This window comes from Comamonas testosteroni ATCC 11996 (assembly GCF_000241525.1).
GTDB lineage: Bacteria > Pseudomonadota > Gammaproteobacteria > Burkholderiales > Burkholderiaceae_C > Comamonas > Comamonas testosteroni.
Window position 1 is genome coordinate 62,349 of the sequence record NZ_AHIL01000026.1, and the last position, 14,272, is coordinate 76,620.

Below are 14,272 nucleotides of genomic sequence, written 5' to 3' on the forward strand. Positions count from 1 at the left end.
GGGCGTGGTCGCCCCGCCGTCAGGTGCACGATCAGAACAGATCCATGGGCAATGCCATCACGCTGGTGGCGCCGTTGATCACAGCATCGGCCTGGCCGGGCACGCGGGTCAGGATATGTTCGGCATAGAACTGTGCCGTGGCCAGCTTGGCCTGCATGAAGGCCGTATCCTGGCCCTTGGCCAGCAGCTCCTGCGCGGCCAGCACCGAGCGGCCCAGCTGCCAGCCGGCGACCAGGTTGCCGGTGAGCATCAGATAGGGGACGCTGCCCGCATAAGCGGCATTGGGGTCGGCCTTGGCCTTGGCCACGATGAAGTCCACCACCTGCACAAAGGCCTGGCGGGCCTGGGCCAGATTCCTGGCAACCGCCTTGGCCGTATCGGTGCCGCTGGCGATGAGGGTTGCTTCGGTCTTCTCGATCTGGGCGGCAATGGCCTTGGCGGTCTGGCCGCCATCACGCGCGGTCTTGCGGCCGACCAGGTCGTTGGCCTGGATGGCGGTCGTGCCTTCATAGATGGTCAGGATCTTGGCGTCGCGGTAGTACTGGGCGGCGCCGGTTTCCTCGATGAAGCCCATGCCGCCATGCACCTGCACGCCCAGGCTGGTGACTTCCAGGCTCATCTCGGTGCTGTAGCCCTTGACCAGGGGCACCATGAATTCATAGAAGGTCTGGTTGGCCTGGCGCACTTCGGCGTCCGGGTGGTGGTGGGCGGCATCGTACGCAGCGGCGGCGGCGGTTGCCATGGCGCGGCAGCCTTCGTTGCTGGCACGCATGGTCATCAGCATGCGGCGCACATCGGGGTGGTGGATGATGGTGGCGCTGGCCTTGACCGAGCCGTCGACGGGGCGGCTTTGCACGCGCTCCTTGGCGTAGGCCACGGCGTGCTGGTAGGCCCGCTCGGCCACGGCCAGGCCCTGCAGGCCTACGGCATAGCGGGCGGCGTTCATCATGATGAACATGTATTCGAGACCGCGGTTTTCCTCGCCCACGAGGTAGCCGATGGCTTCTCCGTTGTCGCCAAATTGCAGCACGGCCGTGGGCGAGGCCTTGATGCCCATCTTGTGCTCGATGCTGACGCAGTGCACATCGTTGCGCTTGCCCAAGGAGCCGTCCTGGTTCACGAGGAACTTGGGCACGACAAACAGGCTGATCCCCTTGACGCCTTCGGGAGCGCCGGCCACGCGGGCCAGCACCAGGTGGACGATGTTGTCCGCCATATCGTGCTCACCATAGGTGATGAAGATCTTGGTGCCGAAGACCTTGTAGCTGCCGTCGCCCTGAGGCTCGGCCCTGGTGCGCACCAGGGCCAGGTCGGAGCCGGCCTGAGGCTCGGTCAGGTTCATGGTGCCGGTCCACTCGCCGGTGACCAGCTTTTCCAGGTAGGTGGACTTGAGCTCGTCGCTGCCCGCAGTCAGCAGTGCCTCGATGGCGCCGTCGGTCAGCAGCGGGCACAGCGCAAAGCTCAGGTTGGCGCTGTTGAGCATCTCGATGCAGGCCGCGCCAATGGTCTTGGGCAGGCCCTGGCCGCCGAAGTCGGCAGGATGCTGCAGACCCTGCCAGCCGCCTTCGGCGTACTGCTTGAAGGCATCGGCGAAGCCGGGAGTCGTCGTGACCACACCATCCTTGAAGGAAGAGGGGTTGAGGTCGCCGGGAACATTCAGGGGAGCGACCACGCCTTCGCAAAGCTTGGCGCATTCTTCGAGAACGGCCTGTGCGGTTTCCAGCCCCGCATCTTCAAAGCCGGGAATCTGGGCGACCTGCTCGATCTGGGCCAGGTGCTCCATGTCGAACAGCATGTCTTTGATGGGCGCTTTGTAGGTCATCGTCTCTGTTTCCTTGAATACTGGCCCGGCTGGCTGCCAAGCCTGGGTTGTGCCTTGGATTGTTGGGGATGTTGCCTGCCACGGATGGCAGGGGCTTCCCTCGACTTCATGTCCGGTGCCTGGCAAGACTGTCAGGTCCTCGCATTGGTTTGACGTTTACGTAAACGGAATGATTCTAGGGGCTGTGACGGGCTTGCCGCAGTCGCAGACGCGCAATATGGTGGCCAACGCTTGCGGCAAGCTTTCAATCAAATAGAAACTTTGCAGTTAACTTTTTGTTCTAGGTATTTACCCGTGGTGTCGCGTAAAGACAAGAGAGCGGCGCTCTCGGGAAATGTCCTGGAGACGAACTCCCATAAATTCAATCCAGTCTGAACGGAGGAATACCAAGGATATGGCTTAAGTCATTGATTCGTATTGATTCTGTTCGAGGTGAGGCCGTGTGTCGTATCACCTTTCGATTGGTATCTGACTGGGAGTTTGTATGGCTAAAGTAATCCGTTATCACGAAGTTGGCGGCCCCGAGGTGTTGCGACAGGAAGAAATTGAAGTCGGCCAACCCGGTCCAGGTCAGGTCCGCCTCAAGCAAGGCGCTGTGGCCCTGAACTTTGCCGATACCTATTTCCGCTCCGGTCTGTATCCCGCTCCTTTGCCCGCGGGCGTGGGCAGTGAGGCTTGCGGCACGATCACGGCCGTGGGCGACGGCGTGACGGATTTCAAGGTCGGCGACCGCGTGACCTATACCGGCGCACTGAACACCATCGGCGCTTACGCCACGGAGCGCCTGATTTCTGCTGCCCCCCTGATACGTCTGCCTGACAACATCAGCTTTGAAACCGCAGCAGCCATCACCATGCGTGGACTGACGGCGGCTTATCTGATGCGCCGCATCTGGGACTTCAAGAAGGGCGACACCATCTTGCTGCATGCTGCAGCCGGTGGCGTGGGCCTGCTGGTGTCGCAGTGGGCAAAGCTGGAAGGCCTGAACGTGATCGGCACCGTCTCCAGCGATGCCAAGGCCGAAGTGGCCAAGGCCAACGGCTGTGTTCACACCATCAACTACAGCCATGAGGACGTGGCCAAGCGCGTGCGTGAGCTGACGGACGGCGTGGGTGTGAATGCCGTCTTCGACAGCGTGGGCAAGGACACTTTCGAGGGCTCGCTCAACAGCCTGAAGGTGCGTGGGCTGATGGTCTGTCTGGGTACGGCTTCGGGCTCCATTGCGCCGTTCAATCCGCAGATGCTGGCCGGCAAAGGCTCGCTCTTCCTGACGCGTCCTGCATCGGCGCATTACATCGCCGACCCTCTGGAGCGTGCAGAGCTGGCCAACGAGCTGTTCGCCCATGTGGCCGAAGGCCGTATCAAGGTGGACATCAGCAAGCGCTATGTGCTGGAAGATGCCGTGCAGGCTCACCGCGACCTGGAAGCCCGCAAGATCGTGGGATCGGCCATCTTCACGCTCTGAGATACCGAAGGCAGCACTTCGGTATGAAAAGGGCTGAGCCATTCAGCCCTTTTTGCATCAACCCCAGTGATTGCCCAAAGAAATAAATGCCATGACTCAAAGCTCTGCTGCAACGACATTGCAGGTCGACTTTTCGCTGGACCTGATTTGCCCCTGGTGCTGGATCGGTCTGCGCAATCTGCTGGCCGCCCGTGAGATGCTGCTGGCCAGATATCCCGACCAGCAGCTTGCAATCCATTGGCATGCAGACACTCTGCTGCCCCAGATCCCGGAGCATGGAGTGCCTTACCAGGCCTTCTATGAAGCCAGGCTGGGCGGCCCCAGGGCCGTGGAGGTTCGCCGTGCCCAGGTGCGCTCGGCGGCCCACGCGGCGGGCCTGCAGATCAATCATGCGCTGATTGAAACCTTCCCCAGCACGCGCCTGGTCTGTGCGTTGGTCAACTACGCCCAGACTCTGCTCGATGGCGAATCCATGATCCGCTTTGTGGAGTCCATCTTTGCCGCTTACTTTGTGCAGGGCCGCGATATCGGCTCGGTCATGGTGCTGCAGCAGCTGGCACATTCGGCGGCACTGGACTGGAACCCTTCCCGCTTTGATGCGCTGCGCTACCAAAGCGAGGCGGGCCATGCCGGTGGCGTGCCGCATATGGTGTTCAACCAGCGCCTGCAGGTGACGGGCGCTGTGGCGCCCGCAGAGCTGCTGCGCGCCATGGAGCATGCCCGTGTTGCCGACAGCATCTTCGCCTGATACCGCATTGTTGGCTGCCGGCGCCGTGCGGGATTTGCCGCCGGGCGGACGAAAGCTGGTCTTCACCCCTGGTGGCCAGAGCATCTTGCTGCTGAATGTCGAAGGCGAGTTCTATGCCTTGGAGAACAGTTGCCCGCATGCGGGTGCCTCCATGGCCGGCGGCAATTGCGATGCCCATGTGCTGAGCTGCCCCGCGCATGGACTCAGGTTCGATATCCGCAGCGGCAAGTGCACGGCATCGCCGCAGATGACGATTCCTCTCTACGAAGTTCTTGTCAGAGAGGGGCTGCTCTGGCTCAAACCACCTGTCAGCATCTGATTTGTAAAAGCAGAGCGCAATGAAAAAGGCCCGGAGGTTCTCTCTGCGGGCCTTTTCCTATGGCTTCATGAATTTTGTCCTCTGGACAGCAACCAGCAAGCGCCGGTTGCCATGGAATGGGCTCAGAAGGTGTGGCGAATGCCGATGTCAAAGCCCGAAGCATTGCCGCCTGCGACCGGAATCGGGCCTTGCAGCGCGCCCGTGGCCACCGGCAGGTTGATGCTGCCGCGGTTGTCCACATAGGCATAGGTGCCGTAGAGTGCGGTGCGTTTGGAGAGGTTGTGCACATAGCCCACGGCGTACTTGTTGGAGCTGCTGCCACTGTTGTCGTTGCGGTTCAGGCGCATGAAGCTCATGGGAATGTTGCCGTTGCCGACCTTCCAGATGGCACCCAGCTGCCAGTAGCGTACATGGTTGGCGTTGTCCAGACCTGCCAGGCGGTTGCCGGTGCGGTGATCGGCAGCCAGAACCATGAGGCGGTGGCCCTCCCAGAGGTAGGAGGCGGCGGCATTGATCTGCCTGTAATCGTCGGCGGCACGGTTCTTGGTGGTCGTGATGGCGACGGCTGCATCCCAGTTATCACCTCCATAACCCAGTCGTGCACCATAGACGCGGCCGTCCTGGCGATTGGGGCCGGCATCGTTTTTGCCGAATGCCGTCATCAATTGATAGAACAGGCCCTTGCAGCTGGAGCTGGAGCAGCCGGGCGAGAGGTAGCCAATGCTGTTCGACGCGCGAAATCCGGTCACCGTCGTGCCGTGCAGCACATGCAGGCTCATGCCCACGCCCAGGCGAAAGGGGTCGTAGTTGAACATGTTCCAGAAGGCGGGCACATAGTCGCGACCCAGACGTACCTCGCCCCATTGCTTGCTCTGCAGATAGACCAGGGACTTGCGGTTGAAGCTCAGGCCGTTGCCGCTGCCGGCCCCCGAAGGCTGGTTGTTGGTGTTGGAGGCCTGGCCGGTACCGTTGTCGGTATTGAGGCCCGCTTCCAGATCAAAGCCGGCGGCCAGGCCGCTGCCGAGATCTTCACGGCCCCGAAAGCCCAGGCGGCTGGCCTGATTGCCGCTGGAGGTCAGCATCTGACGCGAGCCTGCGCCCGCACCGCGGTAGTTGGATACGGCCATATCGACCACGCCGTAGACCTGCACAGACGATTGTGCCGAGGCCGCCAGCGGCGCCAGCGTGCATGCGAGAGCGCCCAGCGTATTGAAAGCCATTTTTCTTGTAGTCATTCATGTCTCCTTGAATTGTTGAAAAAGATGCCTGATGGCAAACCGACGAAAAACGCAGCAGGGCAAAGCCGGACCCGGACCCGGACCCGGGCCCGGGCATGGGGAAGGGTTGAAGGCGCAGGCAAGCCCCGGCTCGAATCCCGCAAAAGGGCTTGAGCCGGGTGCAGCCGCCCACGGTGCCAAGGGGGCACCGGGCAGAGGTCTTGAATCAGATAGGGAATGGAGCCGCTTGAGAGCAACGGCTCAAGGACCCGGGGCTCAGTTTTCGGGCTTGTAGCCTATGGACTTGAGCAGGGCTTCCTGCTTGCGGCTGGCCTCTTTGAGCTCGGCTGTCAGTTCTGCGGTGGTAAGGGGCTGGCCGGGCTCCATGCCCAGCGCAGCGAGCTGTTTGAGCACGGGCTCCTTGCGGAAATGTGCCAGCGCCACATCACGCAGTTTTTGCTGGATGGCGGCCGGGGTTTGCGGGTGGGACCACAGGGCGAACCAGCCTGGTTTGGACAACTGGGGGTAGCCGAGCTCCGTGAACGTCGGCACGTCGGGCAGGGCTTGCAGGCGGCTCGGGTAGACGGCGGCCAGTGCCTTGATCTTGCCGCTGCGAATCAGGGGCAGCGAAGTGGTGACGCCATCGAACATCACCGGGACATGGCCGCCCATGAGGTCCACCAGCGCAGGGGGCGAGCCCTTGTAGCCCACATGGCGCATATTGATCTTGGCCAACTGGCCCAGCAGCATGCCCGAGGTGTGACCCTTCAGGCCCGTGGCGTAGGAGGCAAAGTCCACGCCGTCGCGTTGCTGTCTGGCGTAGCTGATGAATTCGGGCAGGGTCTGGAACGGCAGATCCTTGTTGGCGACCATGACCAGACCGGTGCGTGTTAGCTGGGCCAGCGGAGTCAGGTCCTTGAACGGGTCGAAACTGACTTTCTGTGCCAGGGGCGCCTCGCTCAGTGCTCCGTCCTGAATCACCAAAAAGGTGTAGCCGCTTTTGCCATGGGACTTGAGGTCCTGGATGCCGATGGCCCCCGAGGCACCGGCCTTGGATTCCACGATCACTGGCTGCTTGAGCTCTTGCTGCATGCCCTCTGCCAGCAGACGGGCCAGGGTGTCGGCCGTGCCGCCAGCAGGCCCGGTGACGATCAGGCGTATGGGCCTGGTCGGCCAGTCTGCGCTTTGCTCGGCCTGCGCGGGTAATGCCAGGCTGGCGGCCACGGCCATGACGGCCAGGCCTAATTTGCGGCGCAGTGCGCTGGCTGTCGCGGCGCGAGAGTCTGCCGTGTCCACTGAATTGCGCGAGGCGGGTGTCGTTGCCTTCATTGCTTGTCTCCTTCAATGGGGAGGTCTGGCTCCCCATCAGCGCGCACCTTTTATATATTGTGGGTGGCTGCGCATTCATCGTGATGGTCGTCGGGCGGCTCAGGCCGTTGGCTCGGGCTGTCGGGCTTCGATCCGAGCCTGCAAATCCTCGATCAGCTGTTTTGCCTGCGGCCAGGGGCCATGGCCCGAGGCCGGGTTCAGGTGGCCCTGGGGGCCCAGCTCCACCAGCTCGCTCCCCCAGTCGCGCGCAAAGCCGCGCGCGCGCTCCAACTGGGTCAGCGGGTCGTTGCTGCTGGCCGCCAGCAGTGTGGGAAACGGCAGGCGCTGGCGTGGGATGGGCGTCCAGCCGTGGGCTGCCAGCACATCCTTGGAGGGGTAGCCGGCAGGCATCTGGGTTTCCACATCGGCGGGGGCCGCAAGCAAGGCTCCGAGAATGGGACGGGCCCGGCGCAGCGCCCAGTGCGCGACCATCATGCAGCCGGCGCTGTGCGCCACGATGATGACGGGGCCGTCGATGCTGTCCAGTGCACAGTCGATCGCGTCCAGGCGGGCCTGGCAGCTGAGCTTGTCCTGCTCCAGCGGCGGCACGGTGACGCAGGGGACGGACTGCGCAGTCAGCTCATTGGCCCGCAGAGTCTGCCAGTGCTCTTCGACATGGTCGCGCAGGCCGGGGATGATGAGAATCGTGTGGTTCAAGGTCATCTTCTGTCTCCTGACTCAGTCCGTGGGGCCGCCGATGATGGCCGTGCGTTCCATCTTGCGGTGGCAGGGCTGGTAGTCCATCACTGCGTAGTGCTGGGTGGAGCGGTTGTCCCAGAAGGCTACGCTGTTCCTGCTCCATTTGAAGCGCACCTGGTACTCGGGAATCATGGCCTGGCTGGTCAGGTAATTGAGCAGTTGCGAGGAGCCGGGCGATTTGTCCAGCCCGAAGCGCACATTGGCGGGGGTGTTGTAGTTGGTGAAATGGGTGGTGAAGCTGCTGTTGACGAACAGAATCTTCTCGCCGGTTTCAGGGTGGATGCGGACCACGGGGTGCTCGGCGTCGGGGTATTGGGCCTTGAGTGCCAGGCGTTTTTCGATAGGCATGACGGCACCAAAGCTGGCTTCGATGCTGTGGCGGGCGCGCAGGTGCTCGATCTTGACCTTGATGTCGGCTGGCAGGTTCTCATAGGCCATCACCATGTTCACCCACATGGTGTCGCCGCCTACGGGCGGGCACTCAACGCAGCGCAGCACGCAGCCCATGGGGGGCTGCTCGCGCCAGGTGGCGTCGGTGTGCCAGGAGTTCTCGTTGCGGTCCAGAGGGCTGTCGGGGGTCTTGTAGATCTGCACCAGGCCAGGGTGCTCGGGGTGGCTGCCCACCACCGGGTGGTCTTCCAGTTCGCCAAACTTGCGTGCAAACGCCACATGCTCGGCGCGTGTGATGTCCTGGTCGCGGAAAAAGATAACGCGGTGCCTGAGCAGCGCCTGGCGGATCTCGGCCATCAGGCCTTCGTCTTCGGCGGCCGCACCCAGATGAACGTTGGACAGCTCCGCACCGATGGAGCAGGTCAGAGGATTGACTTCCACAGAGCGGGTCAAAGAGCTGGAGCGGATAAGGGCAGGTGCTGCGCCAACCTCGTTTTTCATTGGGAAGTCTCCTTATAGAATCAATGTCGCCAGTGTGAAAACTCCCCCCGATCGGCGCTTGTCATTACATGACTGGTGCTTTGCAATTAGTGCCAAGTTAGTGAAACCCCATGGCCTCTCTCGTTCGCGCAGCCTGCTTGACCAATTACGCCGAAGTCGCACAGGCTTCGGGGCTGAATGGCACGCGCATGCTGCTCGATGCTGGTCTCAGCCCTGCGGTGCTCGACGAGCCGGATCTGATGATCCCGGTGGACAAGGTGGGGCGTTTGCTGCAGGCCTCGGCCACGCAGTCGGGCAATGAAAGCTTTGGTCTGTGCATGGCGCGCTCGCGCCTGCTGTCCAATATGGGACCGGTGGGTCTGCTGATTCGCGATCAGGCAACGCTGCGCGATTCGCTGAACCTGCTGGTGCGTCATCTGGCCCTGCTCAACGGCGCCATGACGCTTGAGCTCGATGAGCAGGCCGACACGGTGCTGATCCGTGAGCTGTTGCTGGCCGGCCGTGCCCATGAGCCTACGCGCCAGCGCGTGGAGCTGGCGCTGGGCGTGATGGTGCGCGCCATCCGGCAGCTCATCGGGCGTGACTGGCAGCCTCGCATGGTGTGTTTCGAGCACGCTGCGCCCAAGGACCTGAGCATGCATCACCTGATGTTCGGCCCGCGCGTGGAGTTCAATCAGGAGTTCAACTGCATTGTCTGCGCCAAGGCCGATCTCGATACGCGCAACGAGTTTGCCGACCCTGCCATGGTGCGCTATGCCCAGAAGCTGCTGGAGTCCGTGGCGCCCATGAGCGAGGAAGCGGTGCTGGACGATATGCGTCGCACCATCTTGCTGCTGTTGCCCAGCGGGCGCTGCAGCATTGAGAAGGTCAGCGAGCACCTGGGTGTGGTGCCACGCACCATTCAGCGCCGGCTGACGGAAAAGGGGCAGAGCTTTTCCTCACTGATGAACGATATCCGCAAGGAGCTGGCCGTGCGCTATGTGTTCGAGAGCAACCGCTCTCTGACCGAGGTGGCCGAGCTGCTGGGCTTTACGGCCCCCAGCAGTTTTTCGCGCTGGTATCAGAGCCAGTTTGGCTGCAGCGCCAAGGACAGCCGTGCCAAGGCGCAGACCGAAGGCACAGGCGGCGCATAAAAAAGCGGGCCGCAGGGGCCCGCCAAACACACTACCAAATTGCCGCCCTCGGGGTGAGGGCGGCTACGCCAGCGTCCTTCAGTTGCTGGCGATTCTGAGCTTGCTCAGAATTTTGCGGTTCTGCTCCACCGTGTTCAGCATCTTTTGTTGCAGCTCCGTCATCGTGCCGGGCTGGGGAGCGTCAAAGCCCTGGGTTTTGAGCTGTGCCTGGAACTTGGCCGATTGAGTCACCTTGTCCATTTCCTGGCGCACCTTCTGGATCAGGGCCGGGGGCGTGCTGCTGAGCACGAACAGTCCCACACTGGCATCGGGCAGTACAAAGTCGGGCATGTTCTGCTCGGCAAAGCTGGGCACGTCGGGCAAAAGGCGCGAGCGGTTGGGCGAGACCACGCCCAGGGCCTTGACCTTGCCGGCCTTGACCAGCGGGGCTGCATTGGTCACCACTTCAAAGGTCAGCTGCACCTGATTGCCGATCAGATCGACGATGGCAGGGGCCGAGCCTTTGTAGGGCACGGCAGTGATCTTGCCGCCGCTTTTCTTGCTCAGCAACGCGCCGAGCATGTCGGAGCGGGTGCCGGGGCTCAGGTTGGCGATATTGATCGGGCTGCTGCTCTTTTGCGCATAGTCCAGCACCTCCTGAATCCTGTTGGGCGGGAAGCTGTTGTTGGCCACCAGCATATGCACCATGGACGCCACATCCGAGACATAGGTGAAGGTCTTGTGCACATCGAAGGGCGTCTTGACGGTGAGCGGAAAGTCGGTCCAGATGCTGGAGGGCGCAATCATCAGCGTGTGCCAGTCGGCAGGTGCATTCATCACGGCGCGCTCGGCTATCACGGCCGATCCGCCGGGTTTGTTGTCGACGACCACGGGCTGGCCCAGATTGGTCTGCAGATGATCGGCCACCAGGCGCGCCACACCATCGGTGATGCCGCCTGGAGGCGCAGGAACGACGATGCGGATGGGTTTGACGGGCCAGGTGGGAGCCGGGGTCTGGGCCTGCGCAGCCGTGGCGGCCAGCAGGCCGATGCAAAGCACGGCGGCGCAGCAGCGCAGGTTTTGAGCCATGCTGCGCCTATGTTGCTTGCGTGATGGCGTGGCGGGTTCTGCGAAATTCACGGCGCTTGTCATGGAGGTCTCCTGTCGTTTTGTCATGGGGTCTGGCATTCGTCAAGCTGCCGATCTCGCCCTTGGCAGAGTGCAGATACGGCGCCGAATCGGCTGGCATGTCCTTGCGTTGAATGCAGCAATTCATGATGGAGGCCCGCAAGTTCGGTGACTTGGCGTTTCATGCCTGCGACTTCGCATTTGATGACTGCGGTACCCCGCACTTACCCGATGCGGGCGATGCCGTTCTCAGGCTGCGGCAGCTTGAGCCTGTGGCCCGCAAAGCTCTTGCCTGTCTCGCTTTCAGGCGTGGCTTGCCGGCCTTGTCGCGTTTGAGAAAGCGCGTGTCTTGAAATGCAAAGTGGCATCTCACATGGCATTTGATACTGGCCTCACGCATCGGCAATGGCCTGAAATCGGCTGATGCAGTTTGTCCAGACACTGATTTCTCGCACTCAAACCGGAGACAACAACCATGAACTTTCTCGACGGTCACCTGTATCCCGAAAACCAGCAGCCGCTGATCATCACTGCGGCTCCCTACGCTCCGGGCTGGATTCCCTCGGACTTCCCCGAGGACATCCCCATCACCATGGAAGAGCAGATCCAGAAGGCCGTGGACTGCTATGAGGCCGGTGCCACCGTGCTGCACCTGCATGTGCGTGAAGACGATGGCAAGGGCAGCAAGCGCCTGTCCAAGTTCAACGAGCTGATCGCCGGCGTGCGTGAGCGTGTGCCCGAGATGATCATCCAGGTCGGCGGCTCCATCAGCTTTGCGCCCGAAGGCCCGGATGGCCAGGCCAAGTGGCTCTCCGACGACACCCGCCACATGCTGGCCGAGCTGACTCCCGTGCCCGACCAGGTGACAGTGACCGTCAACACCACGCAGATGAACGTGACCGAGCATGCCGGCGAAGACGACTTCCGCGGTGTCTCGCGCGGCTTCCCGCATCTGCACAAGACCTACAAGGACATGATTGTTCCTTCGAACCCCAGCTTCGTCGAAGAACATATCCGCCGCCTGTCCGAAAAGGGCATCCAGAGCGCCTTCCAGGTCTACAACATCAACAGTTTCGAGACCATCGAGCGCATGATCCGCCGCGGCGTCTACAAGGGCCCGCTGGTCATGAACTGGGTCGCCATCAGCGGCGGCATGGACCAGGCCAATATCTACAACCTGGCCAATATGCTGCGCGCCGTGCCCGACAACGCCATCGTGACGGTGGAAAGCTCGGTGCTGAACGTGCTGCCCATCAACATGATCGGCATGGCCCTGGGGCTGCATGTGCGCTGCGGTATCGAAGACGTGCTGTGGAACCAGACCCGCACGGGCAAGATGAGCACCGTGGAGCAGATCAGGCAGCTGGTGCGCATTGCGGGCGAGTTCGGTCGCCCGATTGCCACGGCCCAGCAGGCCCGCGAGATCAAGCAGATTGGCGTGTTCTACGAAACCGCCGACGAAACCCTGGCCAGGAACGGCTTCGCGCCCAACCGCAGGGGCGCCAACCAGGGCTTTCTGCGAAAGCCCATGGACGCTGTGGCCTGAGTCTCAAAGCCCAGGTGGCTGGGATCGGCTCATCAGCCAAGGGCTAGCCGCTGTGCGTTTGTCACGCTTGCCTGGTGGATGCGTGGCCAGGCGCCTGGCCCCGCCGACTTCCCTGAGAAGTCGGCTTTTTTTATTTTTCTGGATTCAAGCCCGCAGATAAAGGTCTTCGCCGCGCACATTGCGCTCCTGCAGGATTTCTCCGGCCGCCAGCAGCTCGTCCAGATGCTGGGAGATGCTGCGCTTTTCGGCCCCCAGCACCCAGGGCGCATCAAAGCCTTGCGGGTAGAGCAGGCGCTGCTCCACCATCTGCGAGAGCGTCAGGGGCCGCTGCGCCAGCCATTCGAGAATGCGTGCACCGCGCTCGTCAATGACAGCAGCAAAGCGCCTGAGGTCTCGCAGAAACGTCTCGCGCTCGGTGTAGATGCCTTTGTGGTGAGAGGTCACCCAGATCCTGGCATCGATCTCGGGCAGCCGTTCCAGGCTGCGGCGAAAGTCCGCCAGACAGGAGCAGGCGTCGCCGTAATAGGGCCCGAAGCCCGTCAGGTCGATATCGCCGATAAAGGCAACACCCTCGGGCTCGATCAGCAGCACGCTGTGGCCCGTCGTATGGCCCGGCATATGAATGGCGCGAATCTGCGACTGGCCCAGCTTCCAGACGGCTCCATCTTCGTAGCCCCTGGCTTCGGGTCTGGGGGCGTAGAAGAATTCGCTCTCCAGCTTGCTGCGCATGATGTCGGCCTGCGCCGAATCGGCCCAGCCAAAGGTGGCAACCAGGCCCTCCCAGCTTTGCAAGGCCACCAGATCGCCCGCGTGAGCAAAGACCTGTGCATCTGGTAGGCGGTGCAGGCCGGCCATATGGTCCTCATGCACATGGCCCATCACCACCAGCTCGGCGGCATCGAACTCGGCCCCGATATGGTTGGCAACGATAGGCGTATCCAGCGCAGCCAGCGTATCACTGCCGCGAATCATGATCTGGTTGCCGTCCGGATACTTGCCACCCTTGGCGCCGCGAAACACCGTCACGCGGCCGAACTGGTGGCGCTGTATGTCTGTCTGGGCTGTGTCGATGAGATGCGTCATGGTCTGAGTGGAGGAAAGTGAAGCCGGCTTCTGCGAAGATTAAGACCTTGGATGTATTTGCGCTGTCACCACAGCGCTTTGAAAGACGAGTCGGAGATGACCCAACAAGACAAGCAGGCTCAGGAAAGCCATCTGATCGAGCACTCCATCAAAAGCGAGCTGGTGCACCAGGGCAGTTTTCTGCAGGTCAGGCTCGATACCGTGCGCCTGCCCCATGGTGGTCAGGCCACGCGCGAGTATGTGGTGCACCCCGGCGCCGTGGTGGTGATAGGCCTGCTCGACGATGGCCGCGTGCTGCTGGAGCGGCAGTTTCGCTACCCCGTGGGCCAGGTCATGACGGAGTTTCCCGCTGGCAAGCTCGACGCGGGCGAGCTGCCGCTGATCTGCGCCCAGCGCGAGCTGCTGGAGGAGACCGGCTACAGCGCGCGCGAATGGGCTTATGCCGGCCCCATGCATCTGGCGATCGGCTACTCCGACGAAGTCATTCACATCTTCTTTGCACGCGGCCTGACTGCGGGCGAGCGCCATCTCGATGCCGACGAGTTTCTCGATGTCTGCAGCATGACGCCTGCCGAGTTGCTGGACGGCGTGCGTAGCGGCCAGGTCACCGATGCCAAGACCTTGAGCTGTTGCCTGTGGCTGCAGAATGTGCAAAGCGGTGCCTGGTCCCTGGAGTGGAAACCGGCTTGATTTTTTGATAGCTGCTTGCGCACGTTCAATAAGGATTTCAGCTATAAAAATGCCTGAAATTCATGCGGGTCGGGCGCTGGTTGCTTCTTTTTCAGGATTGCCTGATGCCCATCAGTGTTTGTCGTCGGGTGGCGACAGGCGCTGCATGACCTTCCTATAAACTGCATGTCATGCACCATGGCGT

13 protein-coding genes are annotated in these 14,272 nt (G+C 62.1%); 6 read left to right on the forward strand and 7 right to left on the reverse strand.

The window, feature by feature from the left end; translation table 11 throughout:
* Positions 1–31 precede the first annotated feature (31 nt).
* Complete coding sequence (locus CTATCC11996_RS09865) at positions 32–1,822, reverse strand: acyl-CoA dehydrogenase (RefSeq protein WP_003075640.1); 1,791 nt, start codon at positions 1,820–1,822, stop codon at positions 32–34.
* A gap of 484 nt (positions 1,823–2,306) precedes the next feature.
* Between CTATCC11996_RS09865 and CTATCC11996_RS09870 the strand changes: the two genes are divergently transcribed.
* The 3 genes from CTATCC11996_RS09870 (at position 2,307) to CTATCC11996_RS09880 (ending at position 4,354) form a co-directional block, all read left to right on the forward strand.
* Positions 2,307–3,287, forward strand: a complete 981-nt coding sequence (locus CTATCC11996_RS09870) for a quinone oxidoreductase family protein (RefSeq protein ID WP_003075642.1) — start codon at positions 2,307–2,309, stop codon at positions 3,285–3,287.
* A gap of 91 nt (positions 3,288–3,378) precedes the next feature.
* Positions 3,379–4,035, forward strand: a complete 657-nt coding sequence (locus tag CTATCC11996_RS09875) for a DsbA family protein (protein WP_003075645.1) — start codon at positions 3,379–3,381, stop codon at positions 4,033–4,035.
* The gene (locus CTATCC11996_RS09880; RefSeq protein ID WP_003075649.1) at positions 4,004–4,354 is read left to right on the forward strand and encodes a Rieske (2Fe-2S) protein; all 351 of its coding nucleotides are present in this window, start codon (positions 4,004–4,006) and stop codon (positions 4,352–4,354) included. The genes CTATCC11996_RS09875 and CTATCC11996_RS09880 overlap by 32 nt, the downstream gene beginning before the upstream one ends.
* 122 nt (positions 4,355–4,476) lie before the next feature.
* On the opposite strand, the gene CTATCC11996_RS09885 is transcribed toward CTATCC11996_RS09880, so the two are convergent.
* The 4 genes from CTATCC11996_RS09885 to CTATCC11996_RS09900 all read right to left on the reverse strand — a co-directional run bounded on the left by CTATCC11996_RS09885 (position 4,477) and on the right by CTATCC11996_RS09900 (position 8,529).
* On the reverse strand, positions 4,477–5,589 hold the full coding sequence (locus CTATCC11996_RS09885; protein ID WP_236597822.1) for a porin: 1,113 nt from the start codon (positions 5,587–5,589) through the stop codon (positions 4,477–4,479).
* A gap of 258 nt (positions 5,590–5,847) precedes the next feature.
* Positions 5,848–6,900: a Bug family tripartite tricarboxylate transporter substrate binding protein gene (locus CTATCC11996_RS09890; RefSeq protein WP_003075653.1), complete on the reverse strand. Its 1,053-nt coding sequence runs from the start codon at positions 6,898–6,900 to the stop codon at positions 5,848–5,850.
* A gap of 99 nt (positions 6,901–6,999) precedes the next feature.
* Positions 7,000–7,602, reverse strand: a complete 603-nt coding sequence (locus CTATCC11996_RS09895) for an RBBP9/YdeN family alpha/beta hydrolase (protein WP_003075654.1) — start codon at positions 7,600–7,602, stop codon at positions 7,000–7,002.
* 15 nt (positions 7,603–7,617) lie between these two features.
* Positions 7,618–8,529, reverse strand: coding sequence for a TauD/TfdA dioxygenase family protein (locus tag CTATCC11996_RS09900; protein WP_042437528.1), 912 nt, complete (start codon positions 8,527–8,529; stop codon positions 7,618–7,620).
* 110 nt (positions 8,530–8,639) lie between these two features.
* On the opposite strand from CTATCC11996_RS09900, the gene CTATCC11996_RS09905 reads away from it, so the two are divergent.
* A complete protein-coding gene (locus CTATCC11996_RS09905; RefSeq protein WP_003075660.1) occupies positions 8,640–9,662 on the forward strand; it encodes an AraC family transcriptional regulator in 1,023 nt (340 codons plus the stop codon).
* A gap of 78 nt (positions 9,663–9,740) precedes the next feature.
* Here CTATCC11996_RS09905 and CTATCC11996_RS09910 read toward each other — a convergent pair whose 3' ends face one another.
* Positions 9,741–10,793 carry a Bug family tripartite tricarboxylate transporter substrate binding protein gene (locus tag CTATCC11996_RS09910; RefSeq protein ID WP_236597823.1) on the reverse strand — a complete coding sequence of 351 codons (1,053 nt, stop codon included), beginning with the start codon at positions 10,791–10,793 and terminating at the stop codon, positions 9,741–9,743.
* A 451-nt stretch (positions 10,794–11,244) separates the two neighbouring features.
* On the opposite strand from CTATCC11996_RS09910, the gene CTATCC11996_RS09920 reads away from it, so the two are divergent.
* The gene (locus CTATCC11996_RS09920; RefSeq protein ID WP_003075669.1) at positions 11,245–12,315 is read left to right on the forward strand and encodes a beta-keto acid cleavage family enzyme; all 1,071 of its coding nucleotides are present in this window, start codon (positions 11,245–11,247) and stop codon (positions 12,313–12,315) included.
* Positions 12,316–12,459: 144 nt separating this feature from the next.
* Here the strand turns inward: CTATCC11996_RS09920 and CTATCC11996_RS09925 are convergent, their stop codons facing one another.
* The gene (locus CTATCC11996_RS09925) at positions 12,460–13,398 is read right to left on the reverse strand and encodes an MBL fold metallo-hydrolase (protein ID WP_003075672.1); all 939 of its coding nucleotides are present in this window, start codon (positions 13,396–13,398) and stop codon (positions 12,460–12,462) included.
* A 96-nt stretch (positions 13,399–13,494) separates the two neighbouring features.
* Here CTATCC11996_RS09925 and CTATCC11996_RS09930 point away from each other — a divergent pair, with 96 nt between their 5' ends.
* A complete protein-coding gene (locus CTATCC11996_RS09930; protein ID WP_003075676.1) occupies positions 13,495–14,088 on the forward strand; it encodes an NUDIX domain-containing protein in 594 nt (197 codons plus the stop codon).
* Positions 14,089–14,272 lie beyond the last annotated feature (184 nt).

Bases quoted from the DNA above. Each gene is read 5' to 3' on its own strand.
- CTATCC11996_RS09880 (WP_003075649.1), top strand. From the start codon at position 4,004: ATGCCCGTGTTGCCGACAGCATCTTCGCCTGATACCGCATTGTTGGCT.
- CTATCC11996_RS09925 (WP_003075672.1), bottom strand. From the start codon at position 13,398: ATGACGCATCTCATCGACACAGCCCAGACAGACATACAGCGCCACCAG.
- CTATCC11996_RS09900 (WP_042437528.1), bottom strand. From the start codon at position 8,529: ATGAAAAACGAGGTTGGCGCAGCACCTGCCCTTATCCGCTCCAGCTCT.
- CTATCC11996_RS09865 (WP_003075640.1), bottom strand. From the start codon at position 1,822: ATGACCTACAAAGCGCCCATCAAAGACATGCTGTTCGACATGGAGCAC.
- CTATCC11996_RS09875 (WP_003075645.1), top strand. From the start codon at position 3,379: ATGACTCAAAGCTCTGCTGCAACGACATTGCAGGTCGACTTTTCGCTG.
- CTATCC11996_RS09920 (WP_003075669.1), top strand. From the start codon at position 11,245: ATGAACTTTCTCGACGGTCACCTGTATCCCGAAAACCAGCAGCCGCTG.
- CTATCC11996_RS09910 (WP_236597823.1), bottom strand. From the start codon at position 10,793: ATGACAAGCGCCGTGAATTTCGCAGAACCCGCCACGCCATCACGCAAG.
- CTATCC11996_RS09905 (WP_003075660.1), top strand. From the start codon at position 8,640: ATGGCCTCTCTCGTTCGCGCAGCCTGCTTGACCAATTACGCCGAAGTC.
- CTATCC11996_RS09890 (WP_003075653.1), bottom strand. From the start codon at position 6,900: ATGAAGGCAACGACACCCGCCTCGCGCAATTCAGTGGACACGGCAGAC.
- CTATCC11996_RS09885 (WP_236597822.1), bottom strand. From the start codon at position 5,589: ATGACTACAAGAAAAATGGCTTTCAATACGCTGGGCGCTCTCGCATGC.
- CTATCC11996_RS09895 (WP_003075654.1), bottom strand. From the start codon at position 7,602: ATGACCTTGAACCACACGATTCTCATCATCCCCGGCCTGCGCGACCAT.
- CTATCC11996_RS09930 (WP_003075676.1), top strand. From the start codon at position 13,495: ATGACCCAACAAGACAAGCAGGCTCAGGAAAGCCATCTGATCGAGCAC.
- CTATCC11996_RS09870 (WP_003075642.1), top strand. From the start codon at position 2,307: ATGGCTAAAGTAATCCGTTATCACGAAGTTGGCGGCCCCGAGGTGTTG.